Origin of the sequence: Mangrovibrevibacter kandeliae (assembly GCF_024519155.1) — a bacterium.
Classification (GTDB): Bacteria; Pseudomonadota; Alphaproteobacteria; order Rhizobiales; family Rhizobiaceae; genus Mangrovibrevibacter; species Mangrovibrevibacter kandeliae.
This window is the reverse complement of record NZ_JANIFJ010000001.1, coordinates 894,130-917,572: the sequence shown is the minus strand read 5'-3', so window position 1 is coordinate 917,572 and position 23,443 is coordinate 894,130. Positions and strand designations below refer to the sequence as shown.

Annotated in this window: 20 protein-coding genes; 8 read left to right on the top strand and 12 right to left on the bottom strand. The window is 68.0% G+C overall.

Annotated elements, in window-relative coordinates; translation table 11 throughout:
• Position 1: 1 nt before the first annotated feature.
• The 4 genes from glyA to NPA30_RS04365 all read right to left on the bottom strand — a co-directional run bounded on the left by glyA (position 2) and on the right by NPA30_RS04365 (position 4,263).
• Positions 2 to 1,318 carry a serine hydroxymethyltransferase gene (glyA, locus tag NPA30_RS04380; protein WP_256801144.1) on the bottom strand — a complete coding sequence of 439 codons (1,317 nt, stop codon included), beginning with the start codon at positions 1,316 to 1,318 and terminating at the stop codon, positions 2 to 4.
• Positions 1,319 to 1,517: 199 nt separating this feature from the next.
• Positions 1,518 to 2,849, bottom strand: a complete 1,332-nt coding sequence (locus NPA30_RS04375; RefSeq protein WP_372338740.1) for a L,D-transpeptidase family protein — start codon at positions 2,847 to 2,849, stop codon at positions 1,518 to 1,520.
• Positions 2,850 to 3,102: 253 nt separating this feature from the next.
• Positions 3,103 to 3,615 carry a transcriptional regulator LdtR gene (gene ldtR / locus NPA30_RS04370; RefSeq protein ID WP_256801143.1) on the bottom strand — a complete coding sequence of 171 codons (513 nt, stop codon included), beginning with the start codon at positions 3,613 to 3,615 and terminating at the stop codon, positions 3,103 to 3,105.
• A 150-nt stretch (positions 3,616 to 3,765) separates the two neighbouring features.
• Positions 3,766 to 4,263: a DUF6163 family protein gene (locus NPA30_RS04365; protein ID WP_256801142.1), complete on the bottom strand. Its 498-nt coding sequence runs from the start codon at positions 4,261 to 4,263 to the stop codon at positions 3,766 to 3,768.
• Between the two features lie 195 nt (positions 4,264 to 4,458).
• Here NPA30_RS04365 and hemB point away from each other — a divergent pair, with 195 nt between their 5' ends.
• From hemB to NPA30_RS04350, 3 genes are all read left to right on the top strand, one after another.
• Positions 4,459 to 5,490 (top strand): porphobilinogen synthase, encoded by a 1,032-nt coding sequence (gene hemB, locus NPA30_RS04360; protein WP_256801141.1) that lies wholly within the window; start codon positions 4,459 to 4,461, stop codon positions 5,488 to 5,490.
• A gap of 78 nt (positions 5,491 to 5,568) precedes the next feature.
• Positions 5,569 to 6,042 (top strand): RDD family protein, encoded by a 474-nt coding sequence (locus NPA30_RS04355; protein WP_256801140.1) that lies wholly within the window; start codon positions 5,569 to 5,571, stop codon positions 6,040 to 6,042.
• 201 nt (positions 6,043 to 6,243) lie between these two features.
• The gene (locus tag NPA30_RS04350) at positions 6,244 to 6,993 is read left to right on the top strand and encodes an arginyltransferase (RefSeq protein ID WP_256801139.1); all 750 of its coding nucleotides are present in this window, start codon (positions 6,244 to 6,246) and stop codon (positions 6,991 to 6,993) included.
• Between the two features lie 13 nt (positions 6,994 to 7,006).
• Here the strand turns inward: NPA30_RS04350 and NPA30_RS04345 are convergent, their stop codons facing one another.
• Positions 7,007 to 7,342, bottom strand: a complete 336-nt coding sequence (locus tag NPA30_RS04345) for a hypothetical protein (protein WP_256801137.1) — start codon at positions 7,340 to 7,342, stop codon at positions 7,007 to 7,009.
• A gap of 102 nt (positions 7,343 to 7,444) precedes the next feature.
• On the bottom strand, positions 7,445 to 9,694 hold the full coding sequence (gene parC, locus NPA30_RS04340; protein ID WP_256801135.1) for a DNA topoisomerase IV subunit A: 2,250 nt from the start codon (positions 9,692 to 9,694) through the stop codon (positions 7,445 to 7,447).
• A gap of 236 nt (positions 9,695 to 9,930) precedes the next feature.
• On the opposite strand from parC, the gene NPA30_RS04335 reads away from it, so the two are divergent.
• Positions 9,931 to 11,109, top strand: a complete 1,179-nt coding sequence (locus NPA30_RS04335) for a hypothetical protein (RefSeq protein WP_256801134.1) — start codon at positions 9,931 to 9,933, stop codon at positions 11,107 to 11,109.
• 81 nt (positions 11,110 to 11,190) lie between these two features.
• Positions 11,191 to 11,682, top strand: coding sequence for a 2'-5' RNA ligase family protein (locus tag NPA30_RS04330; RefSeq protein WP_256801133.1), 492 nt, complete (start codon positions 11,191 to 11,193; stop codon positions 11,680 to 11,682).
• A gap of 6 nt (positions 11,683 to 11,688) precedes the next feature.
• Here NPA30_RS04330 and aspS read toward each other — a convergent pair whose 3' ends face one another.
• The gene (gene aspS / locus NPA30_RS04325; protein ID WP_256801132.1) at positions 11,689 to 13,482 is read right to left on the bottom strand and encodes an aspartate--tRNA ligase; all 1,794 of its coding nucleotides are present in this window, start codon (positions 13,480 to 13,482) and stop codon (positions 11,689 to 11,691) included.
• Positions 13,483 to 13,665: 183 nt separating this feature from the next.
• On the opposite strand from aspS, the gene rnd reads away from it, so the two are divergent.
• Positions 13,666 to 14,835 (top strand): ribonuclease D, encoded by a 1,170-nt coding sequence (rnd, locus tag NPA30_RS04320; RefSeq protein ID WP_256801563.1) that lies wholly within the window; start codon positions 13,666 to 13,668, stop codon positions 14,833 to 14,835.
• Between the two features lie 43 nt (positions 14,836 to 14,878).
• Here rnd and NPA30_RS04315 read toward each other — a convergent pair whose 3' ends face one another.
• Genes NPA30_RS04315 through NPA30_RS04300 form a run of 4 tightly spaced genes read right to left on the bottom strand, consistent with a single transcriptional unit; the run spans position 14,879 to position 20,668 of the window.
• A complete protein-coding gene (locus NPA30_RS04315; protein WP_306228694.1) occupies positions 14,879 to 16,438 on the bottom strand; it encodes a Ppx/GppA family phosphatase in 1,560 nt (519 codons plus the stop codon).
• A complete protein-coding gene (locus tag NPA30_RS04310) occupies positions 16,386 to 18,758 on the bottom strand; it encodes an RNA degradosome polyphosphate kinase (protein WP_256801130.1) in 2,373 nt (790 codons plus the stop codon). Before NPA30_RS04310 ends, NPA30_RS04315 begins: the two co-directional genes overlap by 53 nt.
• Before the next feature lie 4 nt (positions 18,759 to 18,762).
• A complete protein-coding gene (locus tag NPA30_RS04305; protein ID WP_256801129.1) occupies positions 18,763 to 19,491 on the bottom strand; it encodes a P-loop NTPase family protein in 729 nt (242 codons plus the stop codon).
• 1 nt (position 19,492) lies between these two features.
• Positions 19,493 to 20,668: an AI-2E family transporter gene (locus tag NPA30_RS04300; RefSeq protein ID WP_256801128.1), complete on the bottom strand. Its 1,176-nt coding sequence runs from the start codon at positions 20,666 to 20,668 to the stop codon at positions 19,493 to 19,495.
• A gap of 252 nt (positions 20,669 to 20,920) precedes the next feature.
• Here NPA30_RS04300 and purM point away from each other — a divergent pair, with 252 nt between their 5' ends.
• Together purM and purN are read left to right on the top strand one after the other, a co-directional pair.
• The gene (gene purM / locus NPA30_RS04295) at positions 20,921 to 21,988 is read left to right on the top strand and encodes a phosphoribosylformylglycinamidine cyclo-ligase (RefSeq protein ID WP_256801127.1); all 1,068 of its coding nucleotides are present in this window, start codon (positions 20,921 to 20,923) and stop codon (positions 21,986 to 21,988) included.
• Positions 21,985 to 22,680 carry a phosphoribosylglycinamide formyltransferase gene (purN, locus tag NPA30_RS04290; RefSeq protein ID WP_256801126.1) on the top strand — a complete coding sequence of 232 codons (696 nt, stop codon included), beginning with the start codon at positions 21,985 to 21,987 and terminating at the stop codon, positions 22,678 to 22,680. The genes purM and purN overlap by 4 nt, the downstream gene beginning before the upstream one ends.
• A 25-nt stretch (positions 22,681 to 22,705) precedes the next feature.
• On the opposite strand, the gene NPA30_RS04285 is transcribed toward purN, so the two are convergent.
• A complete protein-coding gene (locus tag NPA30_RS04285) occupies positions 22,706 to 23,434 on the bottom strand; it encodes a response regulator (RefSeq protein ID WP_256801125.1) in 729 nt (242 codons plus the stop codon).
• Positions 23,435 to 23,443: the final 9 nt, after the last annotated feature.

Genomic DNA, 23,443 nt, shown 5'->3' with positions numbered 1-23,443 from the left:
ATCAGCCGAGCGTGGCGTAGATCGGGAAGCGTGCCGTCAACCGCTCGACCTCTTCCTTCACGCGTGCCTCGACGAGCGTGTTGCCGTCCTCGGAATTGGCGGTCGTCAGGCCATCGAGAACCTCGACGATGAGCCGGCCGACCTGTCGGAACTCGTCCGGGCCGAAACCGCGGGTGGTCGCCGCCGGGGTGCCGAGGCGGACGCCCGAGGTGATCGTCGGCTTCTGCGGGTCGTTCGGCACGCCATTCTTGTTGCAGGTGATGCCGGCCCGTCCGAGCGCGGTCTCCGACGCCTTGCCGGTCAGCGACTTCGGGCGGAGGTCGACGAGCATCAGATGCGTGTCCGTGCCGCCGGAGACGATGTCGAAGCCGCCCTCGCGCACCGTCTCGGCCAGCACCCGCGCGTTGTCGACCACCTTCGCGACGTAGTCCTTGTAGGACGGGCGGAGCGCCTCGGCGAAGGCGACCGCCTTGCCCGCGATGACGTGCATCAGCGGGCCGCCCTGCAGGCCGGGGAAGATCGCCGAGTTGATCTTCTTGGCGATGTCCTCATCATTGGTCAGCACGAGACCGCCGCGCGGCCCGCGCAGCGTCTTGTGCGTCGTCGACGTGACGACGTGGGCGTGCGGGAACGGGCTCGGATGCTGACCGCCGGCCACCAGACCCGCGAAGTGCGCCATGTCGACCCAGAGCCAGGCGCCGACCGCATCCGCAATCTGACGGAAGCGGGCGAAGTCGATCCGGCGCGAATAGGCCGAGCCGCCGGCGACGATCACCGCCGGCTTGTGCTCCTCGGCGAGGCTGGCGACCTGATCGTAGTCGATCAGCCCGGTCTCGAGGTCGAGCCCGTACTGGACCGCGTTGAACCAGCGCCCCGAAAGGTTCGGCCGGGCGCCGTGCGTGAGATGGCCGCCGGCATCGAGGCTCATGCCGAGCAGCGTGTCGCCAGGCTTTGACAGTGCGATGAGAACCGCCTGGTTCGCCTGGCTGCCGGAGTTCGGCTGGACGTTGGCGAACCCGCAGCCGAACAGCTGCTTCGCCCGCTCGATCGCCAGCGTCTCGGCGATGTCGACGAACTCGCAGCCGCCGTAATACCGCTTGCCGGGATACCCCTCGGCGTACTTGTTGGTCAGCACCGAGCCCTGCGCCTCGAGCACTGCCCTGGAGACGATGTTCTCAGACGCGATCAGCTCGATCTCGTGCTGCTGGCGATGCAGCTCGCCGGCCATCGCCTTGGCCAGCTCCGGATCCACGGTGTCGAGCGATGCGGAGAAGAACGGATCGGTGGCGGCGGTCTCGCTGCGGACGGCTTGCGACATGAGGCGGCTCCTGGATCGGCATGACGTCGGCGTGCGGGTGACGTCGGCACAGGCTACGTTCGGATGCGCGGCCCGATAGCACAGGACCGCGGCCGGTACCATCCAATGTCCGGCGGTCGAATGGCTTGCGCAGAAACGACGAAGCCGGAGACGTTTCCGCCTCCGGCTCGCCTACAGTCGGGTTCTGCGACGGAAGCGATCAGAAGGGGATGTCGTCCACCTGTTCGCCGCCGGCATAGGCCGTGGCCTTCAGATCGCCCATCGCCAGCTGCTCGGCGCCGTCGCGGTGGTAGATGTCGTCGCGGAACTGGACGACCGTCGGATCGGTGGCCCAGGCGGTGATGTAGGTGAAGTACACCGGCACCGGCTCGGCGAGGTCGACGTTCTGGTTCTGCCGCGAGGCGATGACCCGCTCGATCGCCTGACGATCCCAGCCGCCGGTGTCACGCGCCAGCCAGACGATGAGGTCGCGCACGTTCTGGACGCGCACGCAACCGGACGATTCGAACCGCATCAGCTCGGAGAACAGGCTCTGCTGCGGCGTGTCGTGCATGTAGACCGCATAGGGATTCGGGAAGTTGATCTTCACCGACGACATCGCGTTGTTCTTGCCCGGCTCCTGCCGGAACAGGTACTGGACGGCGTCATCGCTGTTCCAGTTGATCGACTCCGGCGGGATCTCGGTGCCGTCCTTGGCGAAGATGTGGATGTCGTTCCGCTTCAGATAGGTCGGATCCTTCTGCATGAGCGGGATGATGTCCTTCTTTACGATGGACGCCGGTGCATGCCAGTAGGGATTGAGCTGGAGGTTGGTGATCTTGGAGTTCAGGATCGGCGTCTGCCGATCGATCTTGCCGACGATCGCGGTGTGCCGCTGCACGACGCGTCCGCCCTCCACCGCCTCGATCGAGGCCGCCGGGATGTTGACCATCACGAAGCGGTCGCCGAGATAGCCCGACATCGACTGCAGCCGGACGACATTGGTCTGCAGCTGACCGAGCCGGATGTTGGCCAGAACGTTCAGTGCCTTGAAGGTATAGGTCGAGACGACGCCATCGCCCGGCAGGCCGTGGCGGGCCTGGAACCGCTTCACAGCAGCATCGACGAAGGTGTCGAAGGCGGGCGCGGTGCCGGCCGAGGCCGGCAGGTCGCCGGAGACGATCAGCCGCTGGCGCAGGATCGAGACCGACTGGCTCTGCACGCCGAGCTGCAGCTTGGCGTCCTCCGGCACCATCGGCCAGCCGCCGTTCATGACGATCTGACGGTAGGTGCCCTCCGCCTGCTGCATGTCGGCGACGGTCTCCGGCGAGAACACCGGCTGGTTTGTCGCGACCGTCCGCTGGCCGGTCGAACGCGTGTCGAACTGGTCGTTCCAGTTGCCGCGCGTCGGCGCGAAGAGAATGTCGTTCAGCGCTTCCTGCGCGAAGGCCGCGCCGGGCAACATCACAGCCGCGCCTGCGGCAGCGGCGCCGGCGAGCAGCGCCCGCCGCGAAATTGCGTTCGTCGCGGAGCCGCCGTTACCCATCGCCATCCGTCATCCTCGTCGCTCGGTCCCGCTCCGTGCGCCGCACACTGCCGCACTATGGTTAACGAAACGGAAATTTCGGGAGGCGGATCGACACATGTCCGCCGCCTTGTCCTCAAGCCACACCAATATGGCCAAAGCGTGGATGTAGCGAGGGTTTGGGCGGTCACAAGGCCGCGACGAAACGGCGACGAGCCGCCGCACCCCTCGTCGAGGGCGCGACAGCTCGTGAGAGCAACTGCGGAGCCGAAGGCTGCCGTCAGAGACGGTAGAGGATCTGGTCGTTCCAGAAGCGGTCGAGGCGCTGCAGGGCCTTGTTCATCTTCTGGAACTCCTGCTCGTCGAGACCGCCGACCTTGTCGATCGAGCCGATGTGGCGGTTGTAGAGGTCGCCCACGATCTCGGCCACTTCCTGGCCGGCCTTGGTCAGCGAAACGCGGACGGCGCGGCGGTCGACGCGGGAGCGCTGGTGGTCGATGAAGCCGAGATCGACGAGCTTCTTCAGATTGTAGGAGACGTTGGAGCCGAGGTAGAAGCCACGCGAGCGCAGTTCGCCGGCGGTCAGCACCGCGTCGCCGATGTTGAACAGGAGCAGCGCCTGCACGGCATTGATGTCGGTGCGGCCGGCCCGGTCGAACTCGTCCTTGATGACGTCGAGCAGGCGGCGATGCAGACGCTCCACCAGCTGCAGGGTCTCGAGGTACAGGCCCTTCAGCTCGGTCTTCTCTTCCGCGACCGCGACGGGCTCCCGGATGCTACGATTGGCGCTCATAGTATTGTCTCCGCTGTTGCTTTTGATCAGTGTTCTATTTCGACCCGATCTTGAGAGCAACAATAGCGCGCCCGGCTAAAATTCGACTTAAAGTCCAGCCTTAACAGTGAGTTTAACTGACGAAGCGCATTTCGTGTTTAACGCTTCGTCTCACCCGTTAAGGCTTGTGCTTCGGCGTCGATGCATCGCGAGCCGCAGCACGACGAGGCCGAGGAGGCCCGCGGCGTTCAAGGCAACGGCAAGACGGCCTCCGCCGAAGAGCGTGGGGAAGCCGAGATGCATCACGGCCTCGACGCCGGCGACGAGAACCCACAGCACGACGCCCCAGGACACGGCCATCCAGAGTCCGACGCCGGCCACCGGATAAAGCACGGCGAGCGTCGCCGCCGCCGCCTTCCACCACGGCGGCATCAGATCGAAGCGCCACAGCGGGCCGTCATAGAAGCCGACGATGCGGATCCAGAAGCCGATCCCGGCGGCAAAGAGCGCCAGCCCCGCAAGGCGGCAGAAGCCGGCGACCAGGCGCTGCGGCAGCATCGGCCGCGGACCGGCCCGCTCCGCCGCGCCGGCGGCCTGAGGCACGCCCGCCGCGCCGGAGCGCGGTTCGACGCGAGCGGCGCGTCCAACTGTCGCCGGTACATCCGCCATCCGCTCGTCCTCACGCATCGTACGCCCGGCATCGACCACGAAACGCCGGCGCGGCGACGCTACCGGCGCAGAGCCGCGAGCGTCAATCGCGCAGCGCAGCGGACCAACAGCCTTCTCACGGCAAGCCGCCGATTGTTTGGCGCGCCGGCTCCGCCTATGGTCCCGCGCACTTCAAGGACGGCGCGGACGACGGACATGCAGAACCCACTTGGTCTGGACGACATCAGCGGGCGCATCGACACCGCGACCGGCGGCCTGCGAATGCGCCGGCTGCGCCAGCACGACTGGTCGCGGCGGCTGGTGCGCGAGACCGAAGTGTCGGCAAACGACCTGATCTGGCCGATCTTCGTGCGCGAGGGCGACGGGAACGATCAGCCGGTGCCCTCCATGCCCGGCGTCTTCCGGATGAGCGTCGCGCGCTGCGTCGAGGCGGCGCGCGCGGCACGAGACCTCGGCATACCGGTGATCGCGCTGTTTCCCTACACGGAGGGCACCCGCCGCGACGCGGCGGGCAGCGAGGCGTTCAACCCGGGCAATCTCGTCTGCCGGGCGTGCCGGGCGATCAAGGAGACCGTGCCGCAGATCGGCATCATGACCGACGTCGCCCTCGACCCCTACACCTCGCACGGCCATGACGGCATCCTCGTCGATGGACGCATCGACAACGACCGGTCCGTGGAGGCGCTGATGCGCCAGGCGCTGGTCCAGGCGGAGGCCGGCTGCGACATCGTCGGGCCGTCCGACATGATGGACGGGCGCGTCGCACTGATCCGTCAGGCGCTCGATGCCGACGGTCTGCGCGACACGCTCATCATGTCCTATTCGGCGAAGTACGCTTCGGCCTTCTACGGGCCCTTCCGCGACGCGGTCGGCTCCGGCGGCATCCTGAAGGGCGACAAGCGCACCTATCAGATGGACTTCGGCAACGCCGACGAGGCGCTGCGCGAGGCCACGCAGGATCTCGCCGAAGGCGCCGACATGATCATGGTCAAGCCGGGCATGCCCTATCTCGACATCGTCTCGCGCCTGTCGCGCGAACTCGGCGTGCCGACCTTCGCCTACCAGACTTCGGGGGAGTACGCGATGATCATGGCGGCCGCCGGCAACGGCTGGCTGGACGGGGACAAGGCGATGATGGAAAGCCTCGCGGCGTTCAAGCGTGCCGGGGCGGCCGGCACCCTCACCTACTTCGCGCCCCGCGTGGCGGAGGCGCTGGGGCGCCGCTGACCGCACCGATGTTGCGCGCGCTCGCATCCGCCCCCATCTTGGACGGCAGCCCATAGTTCACCCAGAGGCGACCCGACGATGACGCAGACCGACGCCGCTTCCCTCCACCACCCGCTGCGGAGCGACCTCGACGACGTGCGCCTGTATCGCGGCGTGCGGACGCGGCGGATCTTCGCCTTTCTCTTCGACTACACGCTGCTCCTGGTCCTGACGGCTGCCGCCTATGTCGTCGTGGCACTTCTCGGGATCGTCACGCTCGGTCTGTCCTGGCTGCTGTTCGGCATCCTCTGGCCGCTGATGGCGATCCTTTATGTCGGCCTCACGGTCGGCGGCTCCGAGCAGGCCTCCCCCGGCATGCGCCTGATGGGTCTCCGGCTGGAACGGCTGGACGGCGGACGGGTCGACCCGCCGCTGGCGGTCCTGCACGGCGTGCTGTTCTGGGCCGCGCACTCGCTGCTGACCCCGCTGCTCCTCCTCGTCGGCCTGGTGACGGCGCGCAAGCAGCTCCTGCACGACCTCCTGCTCGGCACAGTCGTCGTACGCGACCGGTAAGGCTTGGCTGCGCGCCCGCAAGGCGCGTCTGGCCCTCGGCTTTTCCAGCGCCCGGGAGCGTCGCCTCGCTCGCCCTGAGGGCTCCTTTCCAGGCGGTGCCCTGAGCGGCTCACCACGGCGTTGAAGCGGTGCGGGCGCTGTGATTTAATCCGAGCCCTGTCGGCGACGACACGAGACTCGTGTGAGGACGATCCCGCACCGATGACAGTACAGCCGCAGACGCCGCAGTTCTTCCTGACCTCTCCGTCGCCCTGCCCGTACCTGCCCGGCCAGCACGAGCGGAAGGTCTTCACCCATCTGATCGGCGATCGCGCACCGGATCTCCTCGACCTCCTCACCCAGGGCGGCTTCCGCCGCAGCCAGAACATCGCCTACCGCCCGGCCTGCGAGCGCTGCCGGGCCTGCGTCTCCGTGCGGATCCTGGTCGACGAGTTCCAGCCGTCAAAGTCCATGAAGCGGGTGCTCGCCCGCAATGGCGACCTCGTCGGGCGCATGCTCGACAACGATCCGTCGAGCGAGCAGTACGCGCTGTTCCGCCGCTATCTCGAAACGCGCCACGCCGGGGGCGGCATGTCCGAGATGTCGGTGCTCGACTACGCGATGATGGTGGAGGACAGCCAGGTCGACACCCGGGTCATCCAATACCGTCGCAGAGGTCCCGATTCGTCGTTCACGCCGCGCTCGGATCGCGACCTCGTCGCCGTCGCGCTCAGCGACGTCATGGGCGACGGGCTGTCGATGGTCTACTCGTTCTTCGAACCGGCCGAGAGCGACCGCAGCCTCGGCAGCTACATGATCCTCGACCACATCGAGCGCACGCGTCAGCTCGGCCTGCCCTATCTCTATCTCGGCTACTGGGTCGATGGCTCGCAGAAGATGGACTACAAGATCCGCTTCCAGCCGCAGGAGCACCTGCATCCCAAGGGCTGGGAACGCTACGGCGCGAGTTGAACAACGCCGAGCTTCAGCGAGCTGTAAGTCTTTCCAGACCCGCTGCATCGAAATATATGGCGAAGTCGCGCCGGGACTTCGGACCATCGTCGTAGCGAGCGGGCTCGCACGCCCAGCCGCGGCTGGACGCCTTGATCGTTGCGCGCGGCATCCAAGCCGTCATGAGCGGCGCGGCAGCACTTGACGACGTGAAGAAGGGAATCGCGAGGATCATGTCCTCGTGCAGCGCCGTCAGCGCTCCAACATAACCGTAGCGAGCCTTCGCAGTCTTGCCGTCGCTCGCGTACTTGCCTTTGACCTGAACCGGACGGACCACGCAGACACCCTCGTCCTGCCGACTGACGATCATGTCGAAGCTTTGTCTCGCCTCGGGAAATAGATATCCCACCCGCGATCGGCCAAGACTCCTGCGACGTACATCTCGGCAAAGTAGTCGCGAAGTTCGGACACCTCAGCCGAACCGGCCGGTCTTCGGGAAGCCCTTCGGCACCATGCGGCCGGCCTGGGCCCGGTCGCCGCGCCATTCGACGAGCTCGGCCTCCGAGCGGGTGAACAGGCGGTCGGCCGCATCGCGCCAGGTCAGCCCGTCGCCGAGTTTGAAGACTCGCACGTCGGACACCCCGCCGTCCTTGAAGCGCTGCAGGCGCACGCCGCGGCCGCGTGCCATCTCCGGCACCTGCACCAGCGGGAAGACCAGCATCTTGCGGTTGTCGCCGACGATCGCGACGGTGTCGCCCTCGCTCACCGGCTCGGCGCGATGGACGGCAAAGCCCGGTCCGACGTTCATGACCTGCTTGCCCTTGCGGGTGCCGGAGACGAGTTCGCTCTCGGCGACGATGAACCCGGTGCCCTCCGTCGAGACGAGGAGGCGCCGCGCCGCCGGATCGAGCACGAAGCCGAGGGCGATGTCCTGGTCGGCCTCGATGTCGAACTGCAGGCGGATCGGCTCACCCTGCCCGCGCCCGCCGGGCAATTTGTCGGCACCGAGCGTCAGCGCCCGACCGCCCGTGGTGAGGAAGACGATCTTGTCGGTCGTCATCGCGGTGAAGGCGAGCTTCAGCCGGTCGCCCTCCTTGAACGTGAGCCCGGAGGTGTCGGTCAGATGGCCGCGCAGCCCGCGCAGGAAGCCCTTCTCGGACAGGACGACCGTCACCGGCTCGCGCTCGATCAGCGCCTCCGTGATATCGTCCGCACCGCGGTTCGGCGCATCGGCGAACATCGTGCGGCGCTTGCCCAGTGCCGTCTTCTTCGAGAAGGTCTCGCGCACCTGGCGGATTTCGCCGGCGACGCTGTCCCACTGCCGCCCCTCGGAGGCGAGCAGCGCCTCCTTCTCGGCCTTTTCGGCGGTCAGCGCCTCGAACTCGCGCCGAAGCTCCATCTCCTCGAGCCGGCGCAGCGAGCGCAGGCGCATGTTGAGGATCGCCTCGGCCTGCACGTCGGTCAGCTCGAAGGTCCGCATCAGCTCGGCCTTCGGCTCGTCCTCCTCACGGATGATCCGGATGACCTCGTCGAGGTTGAGGAAGGCGACGATGTAGCCGGCCAGCACCTCGAGCCGCCGGTCGATCTGCGCCAGGCGGAAGCGCGCGCGCCGCACCAGCACCTCGCGCTGATGGCCGAGCCACTCCGACAGCACCTCCTTCAGCGACAGGACCTTCGGGACCTTGCCGCCGGACAGGACGTTCATGTTCATCGGAATGCGGGTTTCGAGATCCGTCAGCCGGAACAGCGATTCCATCAGGAGTTCCGGATCGACCGTGCGGCTCTTCGGCTCCAGGACCACCCGCACGTCCTCGGCCGACTCGTCCCGGACGTCGGCGAGGAGCGGCAGCTTGCGGGCGGTCAGGAGGTCCGCGATCTTCTCGATCAGCCGCGACTTCTGCACCTGGTACGGGATCTCGGTGACGACGACGACGTAGCCGCCGCGCCCCTGCTCCTCCTTGTGCCAGCGGGCACGCAGGCGGAACGCGCCGCGCCCGGTCGCATAGGCCTCGCGCATCTGCGCCTGCGTCTCGACCACGACGCCGCCGGTCGGAAAGTCCGGGCCCTGCACGAAGCGCAGCAGGTCGTCGGTGTCGGCGTCGGGCTTGTCGATCAGCTTCAGCGCCGCGTCGCAGAGTTCGGCGGCGTTGTGCGGCGGGATCGAGGTCGCCATGCCGACAGCGATGCCGGAGGCGCCGTTGGCGAGGAGGTTCGGAAAGGCGCCGGGCAGCACCACCGGCTCCTGGTCCTCCTCGTTGTAGGTGGGGCGGAAATCGACCGCATCCTCGTCGATGCCGCGCAGCATCAGGACGGCGACCTCGGTCATCCGCGCTTCGGTGTAGCGCATGGCCGCCGCGCTATCGCCGTCGATGTTGCCGAAATTGCCCTGCCCGTCGACCAGCGGATAGCGGACCGAGAAGTCCTGGCTGAGACGCACCAGCGCGTCGTAGATCGAGGCGTCGCCGTGCGGGTGGAACTTGCCCATCACGTCGCCGACGATGCGCGCGCACTTCTTGTAGCCCTCGCCGGGATCAAGCCTGAGCACGCGCATGGCGTGGACGATGCGCCGGTGGACCGGTTTCAGCCCGTCGCGCACGTCGGGCAAGGCACGGCCCGTGATGGTCGACAACGCATAAGCGAGGTAGCGCTCCTCGAGCGCCGCCTTCAGGTCGACCGGTTCGATCTCGCCTCCGCCGTCCGGCGGCTCGACTGACTTGCCCATGCCCGAGGGTTAACGTGCCGTCGCAGCCGGAACAAGCGGTGAACGGCGTTTTACCCAGGGCAGTCCCCGCATTTGCAAGCGCCGCGCGCCATATCGCCCTGTCGTGGAAACCTGCTACACAGCCGGCGAACGGTGCCCGACCCGCCCTGTCCGGACGTCGCGGGCACCATAGATAGTGCGCGTCAAACTGGCTCCCTGAGCTTGTTGCTCTCGCTCTCGTGCTGAAAGGCCTTCCCATGCGTATCTCGCTTGCGCGACGTGTTGTTGCCGGCTCGCTCCTTCTTGCAGCCTTGAGTTCCTCGACGGCGCTGGCCGCCGATGCCGACGCTTTTGGTACCCGTCTGAAGGACGTCGCGGCCAAGCAGGGCCTGACCGTGACCTACACCGGTACCGAAGCCTCGGGCGACGACGTCGTGCTGAAAGGCCTTGCCGTCGTCGACAACGGCGAAACGGCGACCCTCGGCGACATCACCTTCGAGGGCGTCACCGGCTCGGACGCCGAAGGCTGGACGGTGAAGCGCGTGCCGTTCGACGACATCGACGTGACCAAGGACGACGTGCACACGGTGGCGAACGGCATGGTGATCGAAGGCCTGCAGATCGCCGGCACCGGCGCCAAGACGGTGGCACCGGTCTACTTCGACCGCGCCGCCGTCGCCAACGTGGCGATCGAGGAAGCGGGCGAGCAGGTGTTCACCCTCGAGGGCACGGAGATCACCAACAGCGCCGACGGCGACGGCTATGCGACGGATTTCAACCTCGGCAGCTTCAACGCCGACTTCACCGCCGGCAAGTCCGATGAGGGCGCCGAGGTGATGAAGGAGCTCGGCTACCCGCAGCTGAGCGGCTCGATTTCGGGCTCCGGCAGCTGGAATCCCAAGAGCGGCGAGCTGACGCTCGACCCCTTGGAAATCGACGTGCCGCAGGCCGGCACCTTCACCTTCAGCTACCTGCTCGGCGGCTACACGCCGTCCTTCATCCAGTCGCTGGCGCAGATCCAGCAGCAGATGATGTCGAACCCCGAGAGCAACCAGGCCTCGGGCATGGCGATCCTCGGCCTGATCTCGCAGCTGAACCTCGGTTCGCTCGAACTCGCCTATGTCGACCATTCGCTGACGCCGAAGCTGCTCGACTACTACGCCAAGCAGAACAACCAGTCGCACGACGAACTGGTGCAGTCGCTCACCGGCGCGCTGCCGATGGTGCTCGGCTACCTGCAGAACCCGGAGTTCCAACAACAGGTCACCAATGCGGTCACGACCTTCCTCAACGACCCGCAGTCGCTGACGATTTCGATCGACCCGGACAAGCCGGTGCCGGCGACCCAGATCATCGGCGCGGCCATGGGCGCGCCGCAGACCTTGCCGACGGTGCTGCAGCTGCAGGTGACGGCGAACGACGCAGACGCGGAGTAAGACGGAGTGCCCAGGCCGCCGCGCGACCCGTGCGGCGGCTTGACCGCGGCCTGCCCGTTGGACGTTAGCGCCCCGCTGATCATGACGCTCGCGCTCGACGAGGCGAGCCTGACGCGGTTCGAGGCGGCCCGCAGGCGACTGTTCCCGCCGGAGCGGAACCGTGTGCCTGCGCATTTGACGCTGTTTCACAAGCTTCCCGGTGCCGCGCGTGCGACCGTCGTGTCGGTGCTGCATGCTTCAACGGAGCAGACGCTGCCGTTCGACGTCGATGTCACGGGCGTTCGTTTCATCGGGCGCGGCAACGCCTTCGCGCTCGACAGCCCTCGCCTTCTCGACCTGCGCCTGCGGCTGGCTCAGCGCTTCGCCGAATGGCTCACACCGCAGGATCGCCAGCCCTTCCAGCCGCATGTGACGGTGCAGAACAAGGTCGACGCCGGCCGGGCGAGGCAGGACCACGCCGAGCTGCGCGCCGCGTTCTCGCCATGGACGTCGCGCGCCATCGGTCTCGACCTCTGGCACTACAGAGGCGGCCCGTGGGAGCGGGCCGCGTCGTTTCCGTTCGGGGGTGGTTGAGCCGACCTACTCCGCCTTCTTCGCCGGCAGGGCGACGCGCAGGCCGAGCTCCTTCAGCTGCTCCGGCATTGCCGCCGACGGCGCGTTCATCAGGAGGTCGTAGGCCTGCTGGTTCATCGGGAACATGGTGATCTCGCGCAGGTTCTTCGCCCCGCAGAGCAGCATGACGATGCGGTCCACGCCGGCGGCCATGCCGCCATGCGGCGGCGCGCCGTACTGGAAGGCGCGATAGAGCCCGCCGAAGCGCTCCTCGACGTCCTGACGGCTGTAGCCGGCGAGCTCGAAGGCCTTCACCATCGTCTCCGGCTGCTGGTTGCGGATGCCACCCGATGCGATCTCGAAGCCGTTGCAGACGATGTCGTACTGGAACGCCTTCAGCGACAGCGGCTCCTGCGTCTGGAGCGCCTCGAGGCCGCCCTGCGGCATGGAGAACGGGTTGTGCGCGAAGTCGACCTTCTTGTTGTCCTCGTCCCACTCGAAGAACGGGAAGTCGACGATCCAGGCGAGCGCGAAGCGCTCGCGGTCGACGAGGTTCAGCTCCTCGCCGACGCGGGTGCGCGCCTCGCCGGCGAACCGGTAGAAGGCCGAGGGCTTGCCGGCGACGAAGAAGCAGGCATCGCCCGCCTCGAGGCCGAGCTGGGTGCGGACGGCCTCGGTCCGCTCCTCGCCGATGTTCTTGGCGAGCGGGCCCGCGCCGCCGAGCGCGCCGTTCTCCTCGCGCCAGAAGATGTAGCCGAGGCCGGGCTGGCCCTGCTGCTGCGCCCAGGCGTTCATCCGGTCGCAGAAGGCGCGGCTGCCGCCGGTCTTGGCCGGGATCGCCCAGACCTCGACCTCCGGATCGGCGGCGATCATGTTGGCGAAGACCTTGAAGCCCGAGCCGGCGAAGTGCGGCGTCACGGCCTGCATCTGGATCGGGTTGCGCAGGTCCGGCTTGTCCGAGCCGTATTTGCGGATCGCCTCGGCATAGGGGATGCGCGGGAAGCTCTGGGTGACCGGCTTGCCCTCGGCGAAGTCCTCGAAGATGCCGCGGATCACCGGCTCCATCGTCTGGAACACGTCCTCCTGGGTGACGAAGCTCATCTCGAGGTCGAGCTGGTAGAACTCCCCGGGCAGGCGGTCGGCGCGCGGGTCCTCGTCGCGGAAGCAGGGCGCGATCTGGAAGTACCGGTCGAAGCCGGACATCATGATCAGCTGCTTGTACTGCTGCGGCGCCTGCGGCAGCGCATAGAAGGTGCCCTGATGGATCCGCGAGGGCACCAGGAAGTCGCGCGCGCCCTCCGGCGAGGAGGCGGTGAGGATCGGCGTCGAGAACTCCGAGAAGCCGGACTCGGTCATGCGCCGGCGCATCGCCGCGATGATCTGCGTGCGGCGGACGATGTTCTTGTGCAGCGAGTCGCGGCGCAGGTCGAGGAAGCGGTACTTGAGGCGCACGTCCTCCGGATAGTCCGGCTCGCCAAACACGGGCAGCGGCAGTTCCTTGGCGGCCGACAGAACCTCGATCTCGCGGGCGAAGACCTCGATCTCGCCGGTGTCGAGCTTGGCATTCACCGTCTCCGCCGAGCGCGCCTTCACCTCGCCGTCCACGCGGATCACCCACTCGCTGCGCAGCGTCTCGGCGGTCTTGAAGGCCGGCGATTCCGGATCGGCGACGATCTGCGTCAGCCCGTAGTGGTCGCGCAGGTCGATGAACAGCAGGCCGCCGTGATCACGCACCCGATGCACCCATCCGGACAGGCGCACGGCCGAGCCGACATCGGCGGTGCGGAGAGCGGCGCAGGTGTGGCTGCGATAGCGGTGCATGGTGACGGGTCCCAGTGTTGCCGGCCGGGCGCGCATCTCGCGCGAGCTATGACCGGAGAGCGTTCGGAATTGCGGCGGAAAAGCACATGGCGTCCGCGCCCTGTCAAGCGCGCGAATGTTCCGCGCGTCGGCCATTAAGGAGTTCCCGCCGCCCCCGCGCGTGTTTATGAAGAGCCCATGAAGCTGATCACCACCACCGGCGCGCTCGAAGAGGCGTGCGAAGACCTCGCCCGAGCCGAGTTCGTCACCGTCGACACCGAATTCATCCGGGAGACGACCTTCTGGCCGGAGCTGTGCCTGATCCAGGTCGCCTCGGACGCGCTCGCGGTGCTCATCGATCCGCTGGTCAAGGGCATCGACCTCTCTCCCTTCTTCGCGCTGATGGCGGATCCGTCGGTCATGAAGGTGTTCCACGCCGCGCGGCAGGATCTCGAGATCGTCTACAAGCTCGGCGAGCTGATCCCGCAGCCCTTGTTCGACACGCAGGTCGCCGCGATGGTCTGCGGCTTCGGCGAATCGATTGCCTACGACCAGCTCGTGGCGCGCACCACCGATGCGCGGATCGACAAGACCTCGCGCTTCACGGATTGGCGGCACCGGCCGCTGTCGGAGCAGCAGCTGAGCTACGCGCTCGCCGACGTGACGCATCTGCGCGACGTCTACCGGGTGCTGAAGGCCTCGCTCGAACAAGATGGGCGAAGCGATTGGCTTGCCGAGGAAATGGCGATCCTGTCCGACCCCGCGACCTACGACCTCCACCCCGACGACGCCTGGACGCGGCTGAAGCTCCGGGTGAAGAAGCCGATCGAGCTCGCGATCATGAAAGAGGTTGCCGCCTGGCGGGAGCGTGAGGCACGCAGCCGCAACCAGCCGCGCGGCCGGGTCTTGAAGGACGATGCGATCTACGAGATCGCCCAGCAGGCGCCGAAGGATGAGCAGGCGCTCGGGCGTCTGCGCACGATCCCGAGGGGGTTCGAGCGCTCGCAGACCGGCCAGGAGATCCTTGCCGCCGTCGCGCGGGCGCTGGCGATCCCGAAGGGTGAGCTGCCCTCGATCCCCCGCCCGCCGCAACTGCCGGAAGGCACCGCGGCCGGCGTCGAGTTCCTGCGCGTGCTTCTGAAGATCGTCGCCGAGGAGGAGCGGGTCGCGGCCAAGATGATCGCGTCGGGCGACGACCTCGAGCAGCTCTCGGCCAAGGGTGCCGACGCGGACGTGCCGGCGCTCTCGGGCTGGCGCCGTCAGCTGTTCGGCGAGCGGGCGCTGGAGCTGCTGGACGGCCGCACCGCGCTGTGCTTCCGCGACCGCAAGGTGGCGGTGGTTCCGCTGGACGCGCAGGTGGCTGCGGCGGAGTAGCGCCCGGCATGCCATAGGGAGGTCGTCACCACGGCGACCGCTCTCACACCACCTCGACCTTCAGCTTCAGGCCGACCACCTTGGCGAAGGCCTGCAGGCGGCTTTCCGGCCGGCCCTCTGTCAGAGCCGCCAGATCGCGCGGGACGGTCAGGGCGAAGCCGCCGCGTCCGGCCTTCTTCCAACGCAGGCGGTCGAGGACGCCCGGCATCGAGGCCGTCAGCAGGTAGCCGACCCGGAACAGCGCCGCGAGCACCTGGGCGCGGCGCAGGAGGTCCTTGTCGGCCAGCCGCTCGATGTCGGGCACCGCGCTCTGTTCGAAGTCGCCTTCGTGCCGGTAGTAGTTGGCCAGCCCCAGATAGGCACGGCCGGGATGGCTGATGCCCGAGAACGCCGCGTGGGCGACGATCGACAGGCTCTGCTGTCCGCGATAGTCCGGATGGGCGCGCCACCCGATATCGGCGAGCAGCGACGCCGCGTGCCGCAGGCGGACGTGGTCCTCGCTCTCGGCGATACCGAGCGTCTCGAAAGTGTGGTCGCTCCACGCGATCATCTCCTCGGCGTGACGGGGCGAGCGTGCACGCAGGATCGCGAATTCGCGCGCCGCCTCGATCAGCGGATCCTTCGACTTGTCCTCCTCGCCGAGCAGCGAGTGGAGGTAGCCCTCGCGCACGCCGAGCGCCGAGATGAAGACCGTCGACGGCTTCACGTGCTTGACCACCGCCTGCATCGTCACCGCACCGAAGGCGAGCAGCGCGCGGCGCGCCTTGGAGATCGAGACGATGCCCGGCATCTTGTCCGGATCGTTCTTGGCCACCCGCTCGAGGAACGGGCCGAGCACGTCGAGCGTCATCTCGTAGCCGTGCATCACGTGGAGCGGATACTTGGTCTGCTCGATGTGCAGCTTGGCGAGGTTGCGCCAGGTGCCGCCGACGGCGAAGAACGGCCGGCCCTTGCCTCGCCCTGCAAGGGCACAGGCGGCCACGTGGCTGTCGGCGATGTCGCGCGCCCTGGCGATGTCGTTGCCGGAGAGATCCTGCAGACGCAGGCCGCCGAGCGGCAAGGTGAGGCCTTCGCCGATCGTCGTCCTGTCGATGTCGACGAGTTCGAGGCTGCCGCCGCCGAGATCGCCGGCGATGCCGTCGGCCAGGTGGAACCCGGCCACCACCCCTTCGGCGGCATAGCGCGCCTCGTCGGCGCCGGACAGGATGATGATCGGCCGCCCGATCGCCGCCTCCGCCGCGGCGACGAAGTCCGGGCCGTTGGCCGCCTCGCGCGTCGCCGCAGTCGCCAGCGGATAGAGATCCACCACGCCGGCCTGGTCCGCGAGCTTGCGGAAGCGACGCAGCGCGGTCAGCGCGCTCGCCACCGCGTCGTCGTCCAGCCGGTTGGTCTGGGTCAGCCCCTTGCCGAGCCCGCTCAGCACCTTCTCGTTGAACAGCTGCGTCAGAGCGCGGCTGTTGCCCTCGTAGATGACGAGGCGCACCGAGTTCGACCCGATATCGACGACGGCGACGGGAGCGCGCTCCCGGAATCGCCCCTGCGCATCGGGATCAATCGAAGCGCGAGTGCTGTGCGCGCTGCTTGGCGATAAGCTTTGGAGCATCCGACTTCAGTGCTTTTCCTCGTCCCGAGAGGCTCGGGTTCGTCATGAAATAGCGCTGGGCGTTGAATGGTTCATCCCCCTTCGGCGCCACGAGGCGGCGGGACGTGCCGTCGGACAGGATCGACCAGCTCTGCTGGTTGTCCAGAATGTTGCCCAGCATGATCTGGGAGAGGATCTGGCTGTGCACGGTCGGATTGGTGATCGGCACCAGCGTTTCCACCCTTCGATCGAGGTTGCGCGGCATCATGTCCGCCGAGCCGATATAGACGAAGGCATGCTCGGACGGGAGTCCGTGACCGTTGCCGAAACAGAAGATTCGGCTGTGCTCCAGAAAGCGGCCGACGATCGACTTCACCCGGATGTTGTCGGACAGGCCAGCGACGCGGGGGCGAAGGCAGCAGATGCCGCGCACCACGAGATCGATCTCCACCCCCGCCTGACTGGCGCGATAGAGCGCGTCGATCACCGTCGGATCGACCAGCGAGTTCATCTTCATCCAGATCTGGCCCATCCGGCCGGCCTTGACGTGCTCGATCTCGCCGTCGATGCGCTCGAGGATCCGGCTGCGCAGCGTCAGCGGCGAGATCGCGATGCGCTTCATCTCCACCGGCTCGGCATAGCCGGTGATGTAGTTGAAGATCAGCGACACGTCGTGGGCGATCGCCGGGTCGGCGGTAAAGTAGGACAGGTCCGTGTAGATCTTGGCGGTGATCGGGTGGTAGTTGCCCGTCCCCAGATGCGTGAAGGTGACGAGCCCCGCCTCCTCCCGCCGCACCACCATCGACAGCTTGGCGTGGGTCTTCTTCTCGATGAAGCCGAAGACCACCTGCACCCCTGCCCGCTCCATGTCGCGGGCCCAGCGGATGTTGGCCTCCTCGTCGAAGCGTGCCTTCAGCTCGACCAGCGCGGTGACCGACTTGCCGGCCTCGGCCGCGTCGATGAGGGCCCGCACGATCGGCGAGTCGTTCGAGGTGCGGTAGAGCGTCTGCTTGATCGCGATGACGTTTGGATCGGAGGCGGCCTGACGCAGGAACTGCACCACCACGTCGAAGGATTCGTAGGGGTGATGGACGACGATGTCCTTCTCGCGGATCGCCGCGAAGCAGTCGCCGTTGTGCTCGCGGATGCGCTCCGGAAAGCGCGGCAGATAGGGCTCGAACTTGAGGTCGTCGCGCGGCAGCTTGACGATTTGCGACACCGAATCGAGCGCCAGCATCCCGTCCATCACCGAGATGCGGTTCTCCGGCACGCCGAGCTCGCCGGCGACGAAGTTGCGCAGGCTCTCCGGCATCACCGAGTCGAACTCGATGCGGATCACGGAGCCGCGGCGCCGCCGCTTCAGCGCGGTTTCGAACAGGCGGACGAGATCCTCCGCCTCCTCCTCGACCTCAATGTCGGAGTCGCGGATGATCCGGAAGGTGCCGCTGCCGCGCACCTTGTAGCCCGGAAAGAGGCGGCCGATGAACAGCGTCACGAGGCTCTCGATCGGCACGAAGCGGGTCTGCCCGGCGGCGTTCAGCGGCATCTGGATGAAGCGATCGAGCGCCACCGGCAGACGCAGGAGCGCGTTCATGGCCTGCTGGTCGCGCTCGCGCACCAGGGAGAAGGCCATCGAGAAGCCGAGATTTGGGATGAACGGGAACGGGTGCGCCGGGTCGATCGACAACGGCGTCAGCACCGGGAAGATCGTCTCGTTGAAGTGGGTCTCGAGCCAGGCCCGGTCGTCGCCCTTCAGGTCGCCGGCGCCGACGATCAGGATGTTCTCGGCCCGCAGCTCCTTGACGAGTTCGGCGAGCGAGGCCTGCTGCTCGTCCTGCAGCACGCCGACCTCGAGCAGCACGAGCTCGAGCTGCTCCTGCGGCATCAGGCCGTCGACGCTGCGCACGGCGATGTTCTGGCGCACCTGACCGGCGAGGCCGGCGACGCGCACCATGAAGAACTCGTCGAGATTGCCGGCCGAGATCGACAGGAAGCGGACCCGCTCCAGCAGCGGATGGCTGGTGTTCTGCGCCTCGTCGAGGACGCGGCGATTGAACTGCAGCCAGGAGAGCTCGCGGTTGATGAAGCGGTCCGGCGGCAGCTCGGCGTCCGACCCGCCCGAGCGGGTCCGCCGCGGACGTCGCGCGGTCTCGTCGGCCTTCGTGTCGGGTCCGGCCGCGACGTCGGCTTCCTCTGCCTCGTGCGCGTCCGCCGGTCGCTCGGCCGCAACGGCCTCCGGAGCGTCGAGCGCGGCTTCGGGCACGGGCGCTGCGGCAGATGCCGCATTGCGGTTCGATGAGCGGCGGGACGTGGCGGCTGTCTTGCGGGCAGGTGCGTTCACGAGTCTAGTCCTCCATGCCATCCGGATAATCGGCGGCAATAACCGTTTCGTGACGGCCGGGTGCGCCGCCGCCGGCGCGCTCGGCCTCGATAGAGTCGAGCACCCGCTGGAACAGCGCGCGGGAGGGCTTCTCCTTGCGCGCCAGCGCCTCCCGGTCGACCCGTGCAACGATCTCGCGGACCGCGCCCAGCGAGCGCTCCATCCGAAGCACCAGCCAGCTCACGAGCCGTGGATCCACGCCGAGCTGGCGATCGGCGAACTGCTTGACGAGCACGGCCTGCAGCAGCGCATCGTCGGGCGGTCCGAGTTCGACCGCCGCCGCTGCCTTCAGCCGGCTCTTCAGATCCGGAAGCGCGACATCAAGCGCTGCCGGCCACGTGCGACTGGTGACGAGCACGTAGCCGCCGCCGAGGCGTGCGGTGTTGATCGCAGCAAAGGCGTCGGCCTCGTCCCAGGAGCCGCGATCGACGTCGTCGATGACGAGCCGCAGGCCACCGCTGCGCCCCGGCGCCGGGACCTCAAGGCCGGCCGAGGCGCCGGCCCTCTCGCGCCACACGGCGGCGAGATGGGTCTTGCCCGAACCGGGCGGCCCGACCACGACCAGCACCGGATGGCTCCAGTCGGGCCAACGCTCGACCGTTTCGACCGCGAGGCGGTTGGAGGTCGAGACGATGAGGTCGTCGCGGCTGAACGAGGCGCGGTGCGGCAGATCCAGGGGTAGCTGTGCCGCCACGTCAGCCGTCCCGGCCGACGCGCGGGTCGAACTGGCGTGCGAGCGCGCGCCGCAGCCCCAGATCGCCGTCACCGGCAAGACGCAGCGGCGGAGCATCGGCCACCCGGCCGTAATAGACCTCGCTGTTGAGGTACTGGTGGGTCGCAAAGCGCACCAGCACGCCGACGGCCGCGGCGGCGGGCACGGCGATCAGCAGCCCGACGAAGCCGAACAGGGCACCGAAGGCGAACAGCGCGAACATCAGCCAGACCGGGTGCAGGCCGACCGATGCGCCGACGAGCTTGGGCTGCAGGATGTTGCCCTCCAGGAACTGGCCGCTGAAGAAGACCGCAAGAGTCGCCACGATCCACACCCAATCGCCGCCGAACTGCACGAGCGCCACGCCGACCGACAGGATCAGCCCGACCATCGAGCCGATGTAGGGCACGAAGGAGATCATCCCGGCGAAGAGCCCGATCAGCAGTCCGAAGTTGAGGCCGACGAGGCTGAGCCCTCCGGCATAGTAGGTGCCGAGGAGCAGGCAGACGCTGCCCTGCCCGCGCAGGAAGCCGGCGACGGCCCGGTCGATCTCGCGCGCCAGCTTGCGCACCGTGCCCGTGTGCTGGCGTGGCACCAGTCGGTCGACCTCGGCGATCATCCGGTCCCAGTCGAGCAGCAGGTAGAAGGCGACCACCGGCGTCACCACGAACAGCGACAGGAAGTTGACCACCGCCAGGCTCGACGTCCAGAGCGAACCGATCACCGATGCGACAATGCCCGAGGCGTCGCTCATCAGCTGTCCGACATCGCTGCCGAGCGGGGTGCCGCCCTCCGGCAGATAGGCGGCGAGCGGCCCCTGCCGCAACGTGGCGAAGAGTCCCTGCAGCCGGTCGACATAGTCGGGAATGTGCTCGACGAAGGCGCGGACCTGGCCGCCGACCACCGGCACCAGGACCAGCAGGACCGCCGCGAAGACGAAGGCGAACAGGAACAGGATGGCCACCGTGGCGAGCAGCCGCGGCAGTCCGCGCCGCTCAAGCCAGTCGGCGATGGGATCCAGGAAATAGGCGATCACCGCACCGAGGACGAAGGGCAGCAGGATGCCGCTGAACACCCACAGCAGGGCGACGAAGACGAGCGCGACGAGGCTCCAGAAGAACACCTGGCGCCGGAACAGGCGCGATCCCTCGATGGTCATGTCGCCTCTTCCGGCTCGCTCGGCGCCGACGACCGGCCCGACGGCGGGTGCCGTTCACACGCAGACGGTGGGCACCGGCCGGAGAGCGCGCTCCGGCGGCGTCCGCCCGGACCGCCCGTCCTGAATTAGTCAGGCCCGGCGAAGCCGGTCAAGGGCGCCGATCCGGCCAGCGCGCAGCAGGGACGATGCGTGACCGCCGCTTGCCCGGATGCGCCGAACGTGCAAGTTCCGCGCATCCGGAAAGGGCCGACGATGACCAGCGAGACCACGCCTCCCCTCACCTATCGCGACGCCGGCGTCGACATCGACGCGGGCAACGACCTCGTGCAGCGGATCAAGCCGCTTGTGCGCTCGACGGCGCGGCCCGGTGCGGATGCGGAGATCGGTGGCTTCGGCGGGCTGTTCGACCTGAAGGCGGCCGGCTTCACCGACCCGATCCTCGTTGCCGCGAACGACGGCGTCGGCACCAAGCTGAAGATCGCCATCGATGCCGGCAGGCACGACACCATCGGCATCGACCTCGTCGCCATGTGCGTCAACGACCTCGTCGTCCAGGGCGCCGAGCCGCTGTTCTTCCTGGATTATTTCGCGACCGGCCGGCTCGACGCGGCGCAGGGCGCGGCGATCGTGGCCGGCATCGCCGAGGGCTGCCGGCAGGCGGGCTGCGCCCTGATCGGCGGCGAGACGGCGGAGATGCCGGGGCTTTACGCCGAAAAAGACTACGACCTCGCGGGCTTTGCGGTCGGCGCCGTGGAACGGGGCCGCCTGCTGCCGTCGCAGACGCTGGAGAGCGGCGACATGCTGCTCGGCCTCGCCGCCTCGGGTGTCCACTCGAACGGCTATTCGCTGGTACGCCGGATCGTCCAGCGCAGCGGCGCCGACTGGGACGCCGCCGCGCCCTTCGATGCCGCGCAGAGCCTTTCCGAGGCGCTGCTCACGCCGACCCGGATCTACGTGAAGTCCCTGCTCGGCGCCCTGAAGGCCTCCGGCGGCATCAAGGCGCTCGCCCACATCACCGGCGGCGGTTTCACCGAGAACATCCCGCGCGTCCTGCCGGAGAGGCTGCGCGCCGACATCGATCTGTTCGCCGTCCCGGTGCTGCCGGTCTTCTCGTGGCTGCAGCGCGAGGGCGGCGTTGCCGAGGCCGAGATGCTGCGCACCTTCAACTGCGGCGTCGGCATGGTCGTCGTCGTTTCCGAGGCCGAAGCCGCGACGGTGTCGGCGCTCCTGCAGAGCGCCGGCGAGACGGTGGTCCCGCTCGGCCGGTTGCGGCCGCGCCAGGGCGAGGCCGTCACCTACAACGGCGCGCTGGCGCTGTGAGCGCCACGCCCCGCCAGCGCGTCGCGGTGCTCATCTCCGGCCGCGGCTCGAACATGGGCGCGCTGATCGCCGCCGCGATGGACCCGGGCTTTCCCGGCGAGATCGCCCTCGTCCTGTCGAACCGGCCGGATGCGGCCGGCCTCGACACCGCGCGGCGCTACCATGTCCGTGCCGAGGCGATCGACCACAAGCTCTATCCCTCGCGCGAGGCGCACGAGGCGGCGATGACGGCGCTCCTCGACGAGGTGCGGCCGGATGTGATCTGCCTTGCCGGCTACATGCGGATTCTCACCCCCGGCTTCGTGCAGCGCCATCTCGGCCGGATGATCAACATCCATCCCTCGCTGCTGCCGCTGTTCCCGGGCCTCCACACCCACGAGCGGGCGCTCGCCGCCGGCATGAGGATCCACGGCTGCACCTCGCACTTCGTGACCGAGGTGATGGACGAAGGTCCGATCATCGCCCAGGCGGCGGTGCCGATCGAGGCGGGCGATACACCGGACAGCCTTGCCGACCGGCTCCTGCGCGCCGAGCATCGGCTCTACCCGCATGCGCTGCGGCTCGTGCTGACCGGGGCGGTGCGGATGGAGAATGGACGCGCGGTGTTCGCACGCGGCGAAGCGGCGGACCTCCGCCTCTCGCGGGGCGACGGCACGCCGATCCTCCTGTCCCCGGAAGCGCGGCTCGCTTGACGCGCTCTGCGGCTGGTGCGAGCGGTCAGGCGGCATCCTCGGCGTGCTTTGCCTCGGTTCCCACGGGCTTGCGGTTGATCAGCGCAATCGAGGCCGGGCCATCGCGCCAGCCGCATGCCGCGACCCGCAGTTCGACCCGCACCGGCTCACGGGCGTTGAGGATCTCCAGTTCGGTGCTTCGGCCGGGTGCGACTGAGAAGCCGAGATTGTGCCCGAGAAGCTGCTCGCGGGTCTGCCCGAGGAGGCTGCAGGCCGCGTCGTTGACGAAGAAGACTTCACCGTCGTGTCCGGCCACCAGCACCGCCTCGATGGTGTCTTCGAGCAGACCGAGCAGCGGATCCGGCTCCTGCCGCAGCGCGGACAGTTGAATCATGGCCTCGACGCTGCCGGGGATCTCGAGCGACGCCCGGCCGTTCTTGCCGACCACATCCATCACCGAGGCGGCATGCGCTGCGTCACGCCAGGCCACGCCGTGCGGCGCGCCCGCGTAAACGACGAGCGGGACGTGCGGAAATCGCGCCGTGACCTGCTTCAGCGACGCCACGCCGCTCGAATCCGGCAGGTTGAGATCAAGAAGCACGCCGTCGAAGCGGCCACGCGCAAGATGACTCAATGCCTCCTTCAGCGTCGCCGCATGCACGACCTCGACGTCCACGCCGGAAGGTCTGCCCAACCATTCCTCGACGAGTTCTACGTCACCCGGATTATCCTCGACGATGAGTATCTGCCGACGTTGCTTTGACTCTTCCTGCATACCGCGCAG

Excerpts from the sequence above, each read along its gene's own strand:
- NPA30_RS04300 (WP_256801128.1), bottom strand. The coding sequence starts at position 20,668 with ATGACCATCGAGGGATCGCGCCTGTTCCGGCGCCAGGTGTTCTTCTGG.
- NPA30_RS04285 (WP_256801125.1), bottom strand. The coding sequence starts at position 23,434 with ATGCAGGAAGAGTCAAAGCAACGTCGGCAGATACTCATCGTCGAGGAT.
- NPA30_RS04355 (WP_256801140.1), top strand. The coding sequence starts at position 5,569 with ATGACGCAGACCGACGCCGCTTCCCTCCACCACCCGCTGCGGAGCGAC.
- NPA30_RS04375 (WP_372338740.1), bottom strand. The coding sequence starts at position 2,849 with ATGGCGATGGGTAACGGCGGCTCCGCGACGAACGCAATTTCGCGGCGG.
- NPA30_RS04315 (WP_306228694.1), bottom strand. The coding sequence starts at position 16,438 with ATGCTCCAAAGCTTATCGCCAAGCAGCGCGCACAGCACTCGCGCTTCG.
- aspS (WP_256801132.1), bottom strand. The coding sequence starts at position 13,482 with ATGCACCGCTATCGCAGCCACACCTGCGCCGCTCTCCGCACCGCCGAT.
- NPA30_RS04330 (WP_256801133.1), top strand. The coding sequence starts at position 11,191 with ATGACGCTCGCGCTCGACGAGGCGAGCCTGACGCGGTTCGAGGCGGCC.
- glyA (WP_256801144.1), bottom strand. The coding sequence starts at position 1,318 with ATGTCGCAAGCCGTCCGCAGCGAGACCGCCGCCACCGATCCGTTCTTC.
- purM (WP_256801127.1), top strand. The coding sequence starts at position 20,921 with ATGACCAGCGAGACCACGCCTCCCCTCACCTATCGCGACGCCGGCGTC.
- NPA30_RS04335 (WP_256801134.1), top strand. The coding sequence starts at position 9,931 with ATGCGTATCTCGCTTGCGCGACGTGTTGTTGCCGGCTCGCTCCTTCTT.
- NPA30_RS04345 (WP_256801137.1), bottom strand. The coding sequence starts at position 7,342 with ATGATCGTCAGTCGGCAGGACGAGGGTGTCTGCGTGGTCCGTCCGGTT.
- hemB (WP_256801141.1), top strand. The coding sequence starts at position 4,459 with ATGCAGAACCCACTTGGTCTGGACGACATCAGCGGGCGCATCGACACC.
- NPA30_RS04350 (WP_256801139.1), top strand. The coding sequence starts at position 6,244 with ATGACAGTACAGCCGCAGACGCCGCAGTTCTTCCTGACCTCTCCGTCG.
- NPA30_RS04365 (WP_256801142.1), bottom strand. The coding sequence starts at position 4,263 with ATGGCGGATGTACCGGCGACAGTTGGACGCGCCGCTCGCGTCGAACCG.
- ldtR (WP_256801143.1), bottom strand. The coding sequence starts at position 3,615 with ATGAGCGCCAATCGTAGCATCCGGGAGCCCGTCGCGGTCGCGGAAGAG.
- parC (WP_256801135.1), bottom strand. The coding sequence starts at position 9,694 with ATGGGCAAGTCAGTCGAGCCGCCGGACGGCGGAGGCGAGATCGAACCG.